12 protein-coding genes are annotated in these 12,780 nt (G+C 65.3%); 3 read left to right on the forward strand and 9 right to left on the reverse strand.

Features of this window, described 5'->3' with window-relative positions; all coding sequences use genetic code 11:
• A complete protein-coding gene (locus tag J0I47_RS15040) occupies positions 1-225 on the forward strand; it encodes a DUF2274 domain-containing protein (RefSeq protein ID WP_116970734.1) in 225 nt (74 codons plus the stop codon).
• Positions 226-259: 34 nt separating this feature from the next.
• Here the strand turns inward: J0I47_RS15040 and J0I47_RS15045 are convergent, their stop codons facing one another.
• The 6 genes from J0I47_RS15045 to J0I47_RS15070 are packed head-to-tail and all read right to left on the reverse strand — an operon-like array spanning position 260 to position 7,430.
• Entirely contained in the window at positions 260-1,189 is a 930-nt protein-coding gene (locus J0I47_RS15045) for a LysR family transcriptional regulator (RefSeq protein WP_198669510.1), read from the reverse strand.
• 16 nt (positions 1,190-1,205) lie between these two features.
• Entirely contained in the window at positions 1,206-1,457 is a 252-nt protein-coding gene (locus tag J0I47_RS15050; RefSeq protein WP_116970733.1) for a hypothetical protein, read from the reverse strand.
• A gap of 24 nt (positions 1,458-1,481) precedes the next feature.
• Complete coding sequence (locus tag J0I47_RS15055) at positions 1,482-2,345, reverse strand: DUF6671 family protein (RefSeq protein WP_116970732.1); 864 nt, start codon at positions 2,343-2,345, stop codon at positions 1,482-1,484.
• 2 nt (positions 2,346-2,347) lie between these two features.
• Positions 2,348-3,253: a sulfate adenylyltransferase subunit CysD gene (cysD, locus tag J0I47_RS15060; RefSeq protein WP_116970737.1), complete on the reverse strand. Its 906-nt coding sequence runs from the start codon at positions 3,251-3,253 to the stop codon at positions 2,348-2,350.
• Complete coding sequence (locus J0I47_RS15065; protein WP_116970731.1) at positions 3,250-5,808, reverse strand: YbcC family protein; 2,559 nt, start codon at positions 5,806-5,808, stop codon at positions 3,250-3,252. The genes cysD and J0I47_RS15065 overlap by 4 nt, the downstream gene beginning before the upstream one ends.
• Positions 5,805-7,430, reverse strand: a complete 1,626-nt coding sequence (locus J0I47_RS15070) for an NADH-quinone oxidoreductase subunit L (protein ID WP_116970730.1) — start codon at positions 7,428-7,430, stop codon at positions 5,805-5,807. The genes J0I47_RS15065 and J0I47_RS15070 overlap by 4 nt, the downstream gene beginning before the upstream one ends.
• A gap of 100 nt (positions 7,431-7,530) precedes the next feature.
• Here J0I47_RS15070 and J0I47_RS15075 point away from each other — a divergent pair, with 100 nt between their 5' ends.
• Positions 7,531-8,418 (forward strand): LysR family transcriptional regulator, encoded by an 888-nt coding sequence (locus J0I47_RS15075; protein WP_116970729.1) that lies wholly within the window; start codon positions 7,531-7,533, stop codon positions 8,416-8,418.
• Positions 8,419-8,528: 110 nt separating this feature from the next.
• A complete protein-coding gene (locus tag J0I47_RS15080; protein ID WP_116970728.1) occupies positions 8,529-9,152 on the forward strand; it encodes a Crp/Fnr family transcriptional regulator in 624 nt (207 codons plus the stop codon).
• Between the two features lie 8 nt (positions 9,153-9,160).
• On the opposite strand, the gene J0I47_RS15085 is transcribed toward J0I47_RS15080, so the two are convergent.
• From J0I47_RS15085 to J0I47_RS15095, 3 genes are all read right to left on the reverse strand, one after another.
• A complete protein-coding gene (locus J0I47_RS15085) occupies positions 9,161-10,096 on the reverse strand; it encodes an NAD-dependent epimerase/dehydratase family protein (protein WP_137900591.1) in 936 nt (311 codons plus the stop codon).
• A 46-nt stretch (positions 10,097-10,142) separates the two neighbouring features.
• The gene (locus J0I47_RS15090; RefSeq protein ID WP_294047770.1) at positions 10,143-10,853 is read right to left on the reverse strand and encodes a DUF4386 family protein; all 711 of its coding nucleotides are present in this window, start codon (positions 10,851-10,853) and stop codon (positions 10,143-10,145) included.
• Positions 10,854-11,321: 468 nt separating this feature from the next.
• A complete protein-coding gene (locus J0I47_RS15095; protein ID WP_116970710.1) occupies positions 11,322-12,635 on the reverse strand; it encodes a folylpolyglutamate synthase/dihydrofolate synthase family protein in 1,314 nt (437 codons plus the stop codon).
• Between the last annotated feature and the right edge of the window lie 145 nt (positions 12,636-12,780).

Below are 12,780 nucleotides of genomic sequence, written 5' to 3' on the forward strand. Positions count from 1 at the left end.
ATGGCGAAGCTGAAACTTGGCGCCCTCGACGACGACAAGCCGGTTAAGGCGTCGGTCGAACTGCCGGCGACCGTCCATCGGAACCTGATCGCCTACGCCGAGGTGCTCGCGCGCGAGACGGGTCGGCCTGTCGGTGATCCGATCAAGCTGATTTCACCGATGATCGAGCGGTTCATGGCGACCGATCGAGCGTTCGCAAAAGCGCGTCGGACAACAGGTAGCTGAACCGCATTCGACGACATTGTAATTGATTCAAGACTTAGGAATCGACGCGTGACCTTGCGAGCCCTTGGGGCGCTGACAGCGACTTGGCGAGGCTGAGCAATCGTCTCAAGGCCGGATTGTCGTTTCGCGGAGACCATACGGCACAGAACGTGAGGAGATCGTCCGAGAGCGGCCGGTAAACAACACCGGGGAAGCGCGTCGCTATGGTCGCTTCGCTTGTCAAAGTCAGACCTCGCCCAAGGGCCACGAGGTGCATCAGATTATCTCGCCCAACGCGATGGCTCTCAATGCTCGGGTGACGACCGAGGTCAGCGAGGTGCTTGATGAGATAGTCGTGGATTTCGGGCCCGGGGTCGGTATCGCTGATGATGAAGTGTCGCTCGTATAGGGCCGCCCACGAAATAACCGCCATCTTCGACAACTCGTCACCCAGGGGGACTGCCACATAAACGCGTTCCGTCCAAAGCTGTGCCACATCACAGCCCTCCGCGCTCGGTTCGCCAGTGAGAAACGCAACGTCAAGTTCAAGCCGCTGTATCGCGTTGATGTGCGTAGACGGTCCGCCCTCGACAAGGTCGGGTCGGATGGCCGGATGTGCCGCAATGAAGCTGCGCAGCAGATCAGCGAGGAATCCGGAAGCAAGAGAAGAGAATATGCCGATCCGGACAGCTCCAGCCTCTCCACGCCCGTGCGAGCCGGCATCCATCGCTGCATGACCAATATGCCGCAGGGCCTTGCGTGCCCGGACGAGAAACTGGTTGCCTGCATGGGTGAGTTGAACGCCCCCGTGATGGCGGACAAACAGTGCTGCGCCGATCTCATCCTCAAGGTCGCGCACGCGGCGGCTAATAGCGGACTCGTGGACTCCCATTGCTTTAGCGGCGCGCCGGAAGCTCCCCCGCTCGGCGGCTGCAACCATGTAGCGAAGATGCCGAAGCTCCATCCTTTCAACGCCTCCTGTCATCTCTCGAGGCGCAGGCTCAATCCTTGTCGACGGACTCGACGGCGCCGCTGTCGGGTTCCGCGTAATAGGAGCTCAGCGCTGATCGGCATCGTGCTGTCGACAGGTGTTTCAATATTTCGAGGTCGTTGAGGACATCAAAGGGGTTCCGATCAAGTGCGCTACGCAGCGCGTCCTTTAGCCACTTGCTCATACCAGGGTGCGACAGGACCCATTCGATCATCGAGTCGGTGTCTGCTGGGCCGTCGCGGGGCTTTCCGACTTCTGCCATGTGGACCTCCTCTCTCGACTGACCTCAGGGGTTGCAATCGCCGCATTGACCTGGGTCCGCCGTCGTCGCTGCGACGGGGCGCTCGATCCGATGACCACAGCCCTCGCACGAAAGCACGTCCGCCTTGATCGCCAGAGTTGGCCCGCCGCACCACGAACAGGGCAGACCGGAAAGCCGCTCGGTTACCGCGAATCCGGGCGCCGCGCACACGGGACACTTGCTGCGGAACCGGCGGACCAGATCGAGGGTGGCGGCTTTGATGGCGCGCATGCGGGTCGGGTTGCGATGGGCTCGCATGTCGGTCTCGACGAAGGCCGCGCCGCACATCGCGATCGTCTGAGTCACAGCGTTGTCGAGGTCCGCCGCGCTGGCGATGTCCTTGATGAGCGCGCGGCCAGGCGCCGGCTCACCGTCGATGCAGCCGATGACGATCACGCCATGACCGGGGAACTGGGCCCGCTCGCAAAATGCGCGCGCGCTGGGCAAGTCTGAAACAACCGCGTGACTGAAGTTGGTGGTCAGGCTCGCATGACGACCGATGAGCTCAATCCCGCGCGCGCGATCGGCCAGGACGACGATCTCGCGGGCGAGCGGCGCGAACGGGATGTAAGGATGAGGGCCGAAACTGCCTTCGCTGGCCAACGCGAACTGAGCGTCGGGCGCTTCCGCGAACGCCGCCGCGATCTTGGCCCGCGCGGCATCGAGCTGCGAGCCGGTCCGCTCGACGTCCCGGCTGAAGGTCCCAAACCGGTCAGTATCGATGCCGCTGCTTACCCTGACGCGCACGCCGAGCGATCGTTCCAGCAGCGGCGCGATCACCCGCTCCTTGGCGTGCATCGTCGCGAGCATCGCCAGTTCATCGTCGTAGGGGCGCGGAGCGGCCGGCATGACTAGAAATACCCCTCCCGCTTCTTCTGTTCGAGCGAGCCGCCGTCCTCGCCGTCACTGATCCGGCCCTGACGTTCCGATCCCGTGGCAGCCAACGTCTCCTGAACGACTGAGCGGAGGTCGGCCGCGTCGGATTCGACCGCCGCCGTCACCGGCCAGCAGCCGAGCGTCCGAAAACGCACGGTCTTGGTTTGGACGGTTTCGCCGGCCCGCAGTCGCATGCGGGGCTCATCATCGACGACGATCAGCCCGCCGCCCCTCTCGACAACCGGCCGGGGCGCGGCGAAATAGAGCGGCGCCAGCGCGATGTCGTGTGTCAGCGCGTAGGTCCAGACGTCGGTTTCGGTCCAGTTCGAGAGCGGGAACACCCGCGCCGACTGATCCTTGCCGAGCCGGGTGTTGTATAGGTTCCAGAGTTCGGGCCGCTGTTGGCGCGGATCCCAGACATGGCCGGCGCTCCGAACGGAAAACACCCGCTCTTTGGCCCGCGACTTCTCTTCGTCGCGGCGCGCCCCGCCGAAGACGAAGTCATAGCCGCCCTGGTCCAGCGCGGCCTTGAGCGGCTCGGTGCGCATCTCCAACGTATAGCGATCGCCATGATCGAACGGGTTGAGACCGGCGGCGCGCGCCGCCTCATTGGCGTGGACGATCAACTCGAAGCGATGCTCTCGCGCGAAGCCGTCGCGGAAGTCGAGCAGCGACTGGAACTCCCAGGTCGAGTCGATGTGGAGCAGCGGGAACGGAGGCCTTCCCGGGAAGAAGGCGCGCAAGGCGAGGTAAGCGAGCACGGTCGAGTCCTTGCCGGCCGAGAACAGCATCACCGGCTTGCGCGCTTCGGCGACGGCTTCGCGCAGGATGTGGATCGCCTCCGATTCCAGTCGCGCGAGGTGGGACAGCCGTGCGGTCATGCGGCGGCTTCCCATTGAAGCCCACCGACGTAGCGGCGGATCACCCGGCCTTCATCGGCCAGCCGGAAGAGGTGAACCCAGCCGTTGTCGACGAGATGACGAACGCCCGCGTGCTTCTCGATGACGCCATTCAGCGCGTCTTCGGGGGCTGCGATGAAGACGTTGAGCCGCAGCGGTTCATGCACGAAGCGCTCGCCGTCGTGGACCGACTGCCAGGGCAATCCCACCTTGAGGTCACCGGAGTTGCCCTCCAGCACCCCCAGCTGCCCGACGACGTTGTGCAGCACCTTGTTGCCGCTGCCGAAGGCGCGGTTGTTCACGGTCGAGCCGTAATATTGCAGGTTGATCCAGCTCGCGACGACCATCGGCGCGGTCATGATCAGTTCGAGCACGCCGAACCCGTCGTCCTTGCGCCAGTCATAGTCGTGCAGGAAGGCGCGGCCGCCGAGATCGAGCCCGCGCGTCCGTGACCGCGGCGCGGCGATGAAGGCGGCGTTGCCCGCGAGCCCCCATTCGGGACGGACCTGCGCCCAGTCGCGGCTACGCGCCTTCACCGCACGATCAACGTCCCTGGTCTTGTCGATTCCGAGCCCCAGCGCGCGTTCGGCGCGCGCCAGCGACGAAGCCTTCGCCAGCGCCCTGCGCAGAGCGGCGAGATCGGCGGCGTGGGACGCGGGGAGATCGTCCGCGTCGAAGATGTGGACCTCGTCGGTGGTCGTATCGTGCAGGCAGCCCAGGAACCAGGTGTCCTCGGGGATATCGATTCCCTTGCCGGCGAGACCTCTGCGCACGCCCGGATCGTTGAGGATGGCGGCGGCGACCCGTGCGTTCGCCTCGCCGGTGTGGCCGCCGCACGCGCCGCAATCGAGCCCCGAGGCATGGGGATTGTTGACGGTCGTGCTGCCGTGCCCGGTGAGCAGGACCAGGCGCGCGAAGTCTTGCGTCATCGACATCGCGCGCAGGACGGCCTCGGCCATGGCGACACGCTGCGCGTCGTCGAAGCCGGTGAGCCGGCCAGCCACCGCGCGGGGATCTAGACGCGGGCCCACCCGATCGATGACGCTCTCGTCGAGGCCATCGGTATTGGGGTCGCTGACCGTCCGGGTCAGGCGCGCGCTGTCGCCGACGAGCTTGCCGGCGAACAGCAACCCCGCCGTCTCGACATAGGTGAAGGAAGACACCGCCGAGAGCTTGAACGCCTTCCACGCCTTCGCCGCGCGGCGGCGCAGCAGGCGCCGGTTGAGGATCTCCGCCTCCTCGGGCTCGGAAGCACCGGCGACCGCCTCGCAGACGACGAAGGCGGGTTTGAGCAGCACCGGGCATTGCGCGCCGCCGGTGTCGCGGCCGATCGGCACATATTCGATTGGGAAGCCGAAGAAGCCGGCGAAGCCGATCGTCTCGGCGTCGGGGCAGACCGTCTCGAGCGCGCGCCGATAGACCTCGGAGCGCACGTCGATGCAGAACGCCGCCTGGAACGCCTTGCGCACAGCCTTTGAGGGCACGGGGGATGCGAGGTGCTGCCCGAGCCGCGCCAGTAACTGGCGCTGATACCCGGCCTCATAGGCTTCGTGCAGCATCAGATCGACGACCAGCTCCGGATCGTCGCCAAGGCGCTCGTCCTCCGGCAGCGCGGTGGCCTCTGCCATCGCCTTCGACCATGCCGCCCTAAAATCCGGGTCGGCGCGTTCGAGGAACAGCGCATAGCCCCACACCACCCGGATCGCCAACAGCTGCACCAGCGTGTCGTCATCGCGCCCGTAGAGCGAGTTGTCCCAGACGCGGTATCGCGCATAGGCGGCCCAGCCGCCGACATCGATCAGCGCGCGGTGCAGGTAATCCTCGACCGCGCGCTCGGGGATGCCGAGCGCGCCCACGACTGCGGCGATCGCTTCGCGCGGGTCGTCCGGCATGGCGGCGACGGCCTTGCGGAAGCCCTTGATTCCCATCGTCTCGGGGTTGCGGTCGAACTGCATAGCCGCGCGCCAGGCGGCGTAAGGCGGCAGCGCCCGCGACGGCAGCTTCCACGCGGCTTGACCCTCGTCGAAATAGGCCGCGCACCACTTCGAGATCTCGTCGATCATGAAGGCAGTGCGCGAGGCTTGGCGGTCGCCCGCCGACAGGCTGTCGAGAACCTCGGCGACGGTCGCAACCACTGCTTTTGGCCTCTTCGTCACCGGGTCTGTTGCGGCCGACCGGCGCAGCGCCGCGTCGTCGCTCGCCAGCGCTGCGTGACCGGACGTCGCGGCGACCGCCGCCTTCAGGTCGCGATCCTCGATCCGTCCCGCCGCCAGCGCTTCTCGGTAGAATGCACGCGGCATCAGCATGTCGACGCCGGCGACGCGGCGCAGCGTCGCGCACGTCGAGGAAAAGCTCTGGTCGCTGAAGCCGAGAAACGGATTGACCGCGACGAAGTGCTTGAGCGGCCAAAGCGGCGCGATCTTATTGCACGCCCGGTCGATGGCGGCGTCGATCGCCGGGCGTGGCGGGTTGGCCACTGGCTCCGCATCTTGCGCCCGCCTCGGCGGGTCGATCGCGGCGGCGACGGCATGGCTCATGAGGGAACTCCGCTGACAGGGGTCGAAGGAACGATCGCGGGCGGCGGCGGCGGGCTTGGCCAGAACCGCAGCACCAGCCGGTTGGCGAGCGTGTTGACGTAGAGGCCGTTGGCAAGGTGGACGTAGGCCGCCTGCCAGCGCGGGGCGTCCGCCTTGCCCGGCAAGACGCTCTGGAAGACGGTCACCGCCGCGAACGCCAGGACGACCAGGGCGACGATGACGAGGTCGAGTGGTCCGCGCAGCGCCTGCACCGGGGGCAAGGACCCGGCAAGCACATGCTCCACCGCCCATTGGAGTCCGAAATAGGCGAGCGACACCACCAGTGCGAGCGCGGCCGTCCGGCCGACGACATAGAGGCTTGGCCGCTCGTCGAAGGCCTGGGTTATGAGGTGCGCGAGACCCAGCATCACCACCGCGCCGAGGGCGAACACACCGGGTTGCGCGGTGATCGTCGCGCCGAACAGCGTCCCCACGACCAAAGCCGCGGCCAGGACCAGGCCGACGATCATCGCCATCCGGGCCGGGTGCGGCTGACCGCCGGGGCTCGGCGACCACGACGCCCGCGCCAGGTCGATGACGCTGCCAGACGAGAGGAAGGCGTGGGCCTTGTAGAGCGAGTGAGCGACGATGTGCAGCAACGCTGCGGCGAACGCGCCGAGCCCGCATTGCAGCATCATGAAGCCCATCTGGGCGATGGTCGAATAGGCCAGCGAAACCTTGACGCTGGTCTGGGTCAGCATGACGACCGATCCGAACAGCGCGGTAACGCCGCCAACGATGACCAGGATCTCCATCGATGGCGACGAGAGCGAAATGACGTCGGCGAAACGCAGCACGAGGAAGCCGCCGGCGTTGATCACGCCGGCGTGGAGGAGCGCCGACACGGGTGTCGGTGTCTCCATCACCTCGGTGAGCCAGCCATGCAGCGGGAACTGCGCCGACTTGAGCAGCGCGGCGATCACCAGCAGTACCGCGACCGCATGGATGGCAGCGGGAATGTCTCCGCCGACGCGCATCGCCTCCGCCCCCGCGAACAGGACCGCATAGTCGAGACTGCCGAAAGCCTGATGGAGCAGCACCATCGCCGCGATCAGGCAGAGATCGCCGAGCCGGCTGGCGAGGAATTTCTTGCGCGCGGCGAGCACGGCCGCCTGCCGCTCGGGATAGAACAGCAGCAGCTTGTTGAGCCCGAGGCTGGTCGCGATCCACGCCAGCGCGAACTGGAACAGATTGCCCGAGACGATCAGCAGCAGCACCGCCGCGAGGGTCAGACACAGCCACTTGGTGAAGCGGGCCTGCCCGCGGTCGCCGTCGAGATAGTTGCGGCTATACAGGACGACGATCAGGCCGACGAAGGCGACCAGCACGAACATGATCGCGGCCAGAGTATCGACGTAGAATCCCAGGCCGACACCTGCGAACCCCACCGTGCCTGTCACCAGGGGGCCGTTGACCGCGACGCAGAGGCCCGCGGCTGCGGCCATCGCCAGGGCGAAGCCGGCGATCCAAGCGGCGCCCCCTCCGACCTGTCGCTGACCCGACTTGGCGCTTCCGGTCGCCAATCCGGCGACTGCGAGCGCGAATGGTCCGAGAGCGAGGCACCAGGTCAGGTTCGGCGTCATGGTCGTCTCCAGCGAGAAGCGACCTATCAATTAACGCCACATGCGGGTTCTTAATAATACAAAGATTGCGGCACTTCGTTCGTTTCTGTAAAATCATGCAATGGCAACCCTCAACTATCACCACTTGCGCTATTTCTGGGCCATCGCGCATGAGGGCAGCCTTACCCGCGCCGCCGATCGGCTAAATCTCTCGCAATCGGCCCTCTCGGTGCAGCTCGGCAAGCTCGAGCTGCAGCTGGGCCATCCGCTGTTCGACCGATCCGGCAAGCGTCTCATCCTCACCGAGGCCGGTCGGATCGCCCTCGACTATGCCGACACCGTCTTTCAGGCCGGAGACGAGCTGGTGAGCACGATGAAAGGGCGGCCGGTGGATCGGCGGCAGGCGTTCCGGGTGGGCGCGTTGACGACGCTATCCCGAAACTTCCAGCTGGAGTTCCTGAGCCCACTCGTGGGCCGGGCCGACGTCGAGTTGATTATCCGCTCAGGCACCATGCGCGATCTCCTCGCCCAGCTTGAGGCGCATATGATCGATGTCGTGCTCGCCAACAGCGCTCCGCAGCACGACGCGCGCTCCGACCTTCGCAGCCATTTGCTCGCTCAGCAGCCGGTCGCACTGGTAAGGCGCCCGCGCGCCGAACCGACCGCGTTCCGCTTCCCGGACGACCTGCGGTCGCAGCCCATCTTGTTACCGAGTCTCGACAGTGAAATTCGCGTTGGGTTCGATCGGATCCTCGAACTCGCCGGCGTGCGCCCGATCATTTTTGCCGAAGTGGATGACATGGCCATGTTGCGGCTCCTCGCCCGTGACAGCGACGGTCTGGCTCTCGTACCGCCGATCGTCGTGCGCGACGAACTCGCCGCCGGCCTGCTCGTGGAGGTCTGTCCGGTCCCGAACCTCAGCGAAACATTCTACGCGATCACCCAGAAGCGCCGCTTTCCGAATCCCTTGCTCGGGGAGCTGCTCACGCGGGCGGTAAAGGATAAATGACTTTGTTGCTCACATGCGCATCATGAGGCCTGTCACATCGTCTCAAGGGCTGACGGTCGACCGAACACAAAGCGAACTTCAGCATTCACCGCATCGCGTATAGTCGCTGGATGCGTTCCAAGGATCCAGCATTTGCAGCCTTTTCCGACCTGATCATCAGATCAGTGGCACCCTTGACGCCGTCCGAGCTGACGCTGAACGATATCGCGGACGCCTGCGAACTCCGTGTGCTTGCCAAAGGCGACCATCTGCTCCGGGTCGGGGACATCGCTGAGCACATCTACTTCATGTCAGCCGGGCTTGTTCGCTACTATTTTCTCGACGGCGATAGCGGTGAAGAGCGCACCGGACAGTTTTTCGACAAGGACCAGGTCTTCACCGATGCATCGAGCTTCCTGTCCCAAGCGCCCGCATCTCAGTCGATGCAGGCGCTGGAACCGTCCGAGGTGATCTGTCTGTCTCGCCGGGCACTTTACGCCGCCTACGCCGCCGACCATGCGATGGAGCGATTCGGTCGGCTGATGGTGGAGGCGGCACTGGTTGGCTCACAGCGACGCTCTACCAGTCTCCTCACCCTTGCGCCTGACGAGCGCTACCGCACGTTTGTCAACGCCAGGCCGGAGGTGGCACGGCGTGTGCCACAATATCTCATTGCGAGCTATCTCGGAATCACGCCGGAAAGCCTGTCGCGCATCCGCGGGCGGCTCGTCAAAAAGCTACCCGTTAAGCGGTGATCGGAGCGTCAAGATGCGTTCTGCCAGCTTTCCAGCGTCGCCGTGAGCGCGTCGTCCCAGTCCGTGGCGCGGACGCCGAACGTTTCGGTGTAAGCCTTGTCGGAGATGATGAACGGCGCCTCATAGGAGTAGGCCATTTCAATAACCTCGCTCGCCGCAGGCGCGAAGAGGCCGATCGTTCGGAGAACGAACCTGGGAACCCGACAGATCTTGGGCGCTGGTGCGTTAGCGATCTCCGCCGCCCGCGTCAGGATCTCCCGTGGCGTTAGCGCCGGTGGAGACGGCACGTGCCATGCCCTGCCCCAGGCGCGCTCCTCCCGCCCGAGCCGGATCAGCGCTTGGGCGAAGTCCGGTACATATGTCACGCTGTGCAACATGTCGGCGTTGCCGAACCATCCAATCGCTTTGCCCTTTAACAGGTTCGGCCACACGCGCTCACCAAACGCCGATTGGCGCACGCCGGGGCCGAGGAAGTCGGCTGCACGCCCAGTCACTGTACGCACATCGCCGCGTTGGTGGGCCTCGATCAGTTGCCGGCTGAGATCTGCACGAACCTTGCCCTTCCGCGTTGTCGCGATGAGCGGAAGGTTCTCATCCAGAGTCCCGGCAACGCCGTATCCGTAGAGGTTCTCGGCGGCCACGAGGACCGCGCCGGCACGCGCAGACCCTTCCAGAACGCTCGCCTGCAGCTTCGGAAACATCATGGACCAGCTCTGATAGGGCGGCGCGGCGCATTGATAGACCACGGTGGCCCCTGCGCAGGCCGATATGGCGTCCTCACGCCGCGAGACGTCGCCGACGTGAACCTCGACGCCTGCATGGCGGGCAGAACGAGAGGAGCGGGTGACGGTCCGAACCCGCGCGCCCTGCAGCAACAGCGAGCTGACGACGGCCTTGCCGACCGGACCCTGGCCGATCACGACATGCAGATCATGGCTGTTCATCAAAGTAGCTCCCGGTCCGCGCGATGGGGGTTCACCTGTGCCGTGATCAGGCTCGGCTTGATCGGACGGCCGCTCTCGCGTCGGATGAGATCCCAATGTTTTCCACTGAGCGTGCGCGCAGGTGCCAAATCGCAAGCGCCGCCGTCCAGAGCTGCCAGAAGATCCCCGAAAGCGTCAGCAGGATCGATGATTCCACCCCGATCACCGAGGGTAGCGTGGAGAGCAGACCTGCCGCCGCAATAAAACCGGCACAGCCGATGATGCGGGCGCCGCCGCCTAGCCTCAGCAGGGCGATCGAAACCAGGATGGTCCAGACGCCGGCGAAAAGGCCGACACCTAAAAGTTCACCAACCCCGCCAGCGAAGGCGTTGAAGGAAACGTAAACAACCTCAATCGCGGCTTTGGTGGCGCCGCTCGCGCCCGGATCGACATAGGCAACGGCGAGACCCGGCATCAGGAACAGCCAGCGGACGATACCAAACGCTTTCGCGACCCCGGCCAGAATTCCGAGCGCAACCGCAAAGTTTCCGAGCGCCCGCCCCATCGCCAATGTGCGGCCGAGTAAGATCGCCAAGGGAATCAGAATCAGTGCGTGCAGGAGGTAGCTCAGATAGCCCGCAAAGACCGGACCGGCCTGTTGAAGGATCAACGGCAGGATGATCGATGGCGGCTCCCCGAGCGACGCGGGCCAGTTGATTGACGGCATCAATATGAAGAAGGCGGCCCACATCAAGATGAATTGGGCGAGCAGGAGCACAGCTGCCGGGAGGTAGGGTGGCGCTTGGGGTTGATCCGATACTCCCGCTGACAGATCACGAGTCATGGGATTTGAAACACTGGCCATCCGGGTTTCTCCTTCTCGCGCAGGGGAGCGCAGGGGGATTGGGGTCGTTACGCGACGACTTACCCCCCGTTTATGGAGACCTCAGGCTCGGCTGCCATTGATGTCGGGTAAGATCGACGGTGTCCGTCCCACTGAACCCGGTTGTGAATCCCTAGCCCGCTGGTCGGAGCTGGACCTTCGGCCTTGCGCAGCCAACCGCGAGCTCTCCCGCCGACCCCCTCGCAAAGGCCTCTTCCGGTCCCGAACCTCAGCGAGACCTTCTACGCGGGCACCGAGAAGCGTCGCGTTTCGAATTATTGGCTTGGAGTTGCCCATCCGGGCGGCGAACGGAAAGGATGCCGTGGCTTCCGCTCGAATGCACCCTGCGGCAACGTCAGCCTTTCATTTTGGCCAGGTTTCTAAGTCCAGCGCCAAGACCTCGCCAGCGAGATACAGCGAACCGCAAATGACCACATGCGGCGGCGGCCCATCGCCAGAAAGCGCCGCATCGAGAGCCGATGAGACATCCGGCCGAACCTCCGCGCCAAGCCCTGTACGCCGAGCCACGTCCAAAAGGACCGCGGGATCGGCCGCCCCGCTTGCATCAAAGTCCACGAGCAACAGCTTTAGGGGACGGATCGGACACAACGCCGCGAAGATGCCTTCAAGGTCCTTGTTGGCGAGGACGCCGAGGATGACTGCCAATGGCCGCCCGTCCCTCGCTCTGAGGTCGCGCAACGATCGCGCCAGCGATTCGAACGCGTGCGGATTGTGGGCGCCGTCGAGCCAGAGATCGGCGCCTCGCGCTGACGCTCGTGCGGCCAGCGGACCCGCCGTCAAGCGCTGCATCCGGGCAGGCCACGAGGCGCGTCTCAGTCCCTCGTTCACGGCTGCATCCGACAAGCCGAACTTGCGGGCCACGGCTACCGCGAGCCCCGCGTTGGCGACCTGATGCGCGCCCATCAAACGACCGTGGGGCAAGTCCATATTGCCGGCAGAGTCCTGGTAGCGGACGCGGTCCTGTTCCGTCCATGCATTAAAGTCGCGGCCAGCGAGCATCAGCGGCGCTCGTGCGCGCTCGGCCGCTTTCCTGATCACGACCAAGGCGCTTTCGACCTGGCGAGTGGAAACGCAGGGAACGCCGGGTTTTATGATGCCGGCCTTCTCCCCCGCGATCTCGGCGATCGTTTCGCCAAGAAACTCACAGTGGTCAAGGGCGACGGGCGCGATGGCCGTGATCGCCGGACGCTCTATGACGTTCGTTGCGTCATAACGCCCGCCCAGACCCACCTCGACAAGGCAGAGATCGGCGGGCGTCTCCGCGAACGCCAGCAACGCCGCCGCCGTCGTGATCTCGAAGAATGTGATCGGCTCACCCTCGTTCGCCGTTTCAATCCGCGCCACCACCTCGGCCAGATCGTCCTCGGAAATCAGTTCGCCCGCCAGCCGGATGCGCTCCGCAAAACGTACGAGGTGCGGTGAGGTATAGACATGCGTGCGTAAGCCGGCGGCCTCGGCGATGCCGCGCAGGAAGGCGATCGTCGACCCTTTGCCGTTGGTCCCCGCCACATGGATTACGGGCGGCAGCCGACGCTCAGGGCGCCCCAGTTTCGCGCAGAGACGCTTCATGCGAACGAGCGAGAAGTCGATCAGCTGCGGATGCAGCGCGCGCAGCCGCTCCAGCGCGGCGTCGTGAGCTCGCACACCGTGGATCACGAGGGGCGGTCCACCGGGAGCGGCGGTGCGATTGGCGATTCGGCGGGCCCCACCGAAGCCGGCGGGGTCCGCCCTTCGCGCCGCGCACGCCTCCGAGCAGCAGCACCCCGCGACGACGATCTCGAATCCGGGCGAGCGCCCCGCT

It is taken from the genome of Sphingomonas sp., from assembly GCF_017304635.1.
Classification (GTDB): Bacteria; Pseudomonadota; Alphaproteobacteria; order Sphingomonadales; family Sphingomonadaceae; genus Sphingomonas.

What these genes read in the sequence shown, in the direction of transcription:
- J0I47_RS15040 (WP_116970734.1), top strand. Translation starts at nt 1, where the DNA reads ATGGCGAAGCTGAAACTTGGCGCCCTCGACGACGACAAGCCGGTTAAG.
- J0I47_RS15045 (WP_198669510.1), bottom strand. Translation starts at nt 1,189, where the DNA reads ATGACAGGAGGCGTTGAAAGGATGGAGCTTCGGCATCTTCGCTACATG.
- J0I47_RS15050 (WP_116970733.1), bottom strand. Translation starts at nt 1,457, where the DNA reads ATGGCAGAAGTCGGAAAGCCCCGCGACGGCCCAGCAGACACCGACTCG.
- J0I47_RS15055 (WP_116970732.1), bottom strand. Translation starts at nt 2,345, where the DNA reads ATGCCGGCCGCTCCGCGCCCCTACGACGATGAACTGGCGATGCTCGCG.
- cysD (WP_116970737.1), bottom strand. Translation starts at nt 3,253, where the DNA reads ATGACCGCACGGCTGTCCCACCTCGCGCGACTGGAATCGGAGGCGATC.
- J0I47_RS15065 (WP_116970731.1), bottom strand. Translation starts at nt 5,808, where the DNA reads ATGAGCCATGCCGTCGCCGCCGCGATCGACCCGCCGAGGCGGGCGCAA.
- J0I47_RS15070 (WP_116970730.1), bottom strand. Translation starts at nt 7,430, where the DNA reads ATGACGCCGAACCTGACCTGGTGCCTCGCTCTCGGACCATTCGCGCTC.
- J0I47_RS15075 (WP_116970729.1), top strand. Translation starts at nt 7,531, where the DNA reads ATGGCAACCCTCAACTATCACCACTTGCGCTATTTCTGGGCCATCGCG.
- J0I47_RS15080 (WP_116970728.1), top strand. Translation starts at nt 8,529, where the DNA reads ATGCGTTCCAAGGATCCAGCATTTGCAGCCTTTTCCGACCTGATCATC.
- J0I47_RS15085 (WP_137900591.1), bottom strand. Translation starts at nt 10,096, where the DNA reads ATGAACAGCCATGATCTGCATGTCGTGATCGGCCAGGGTCCGGTCGGC.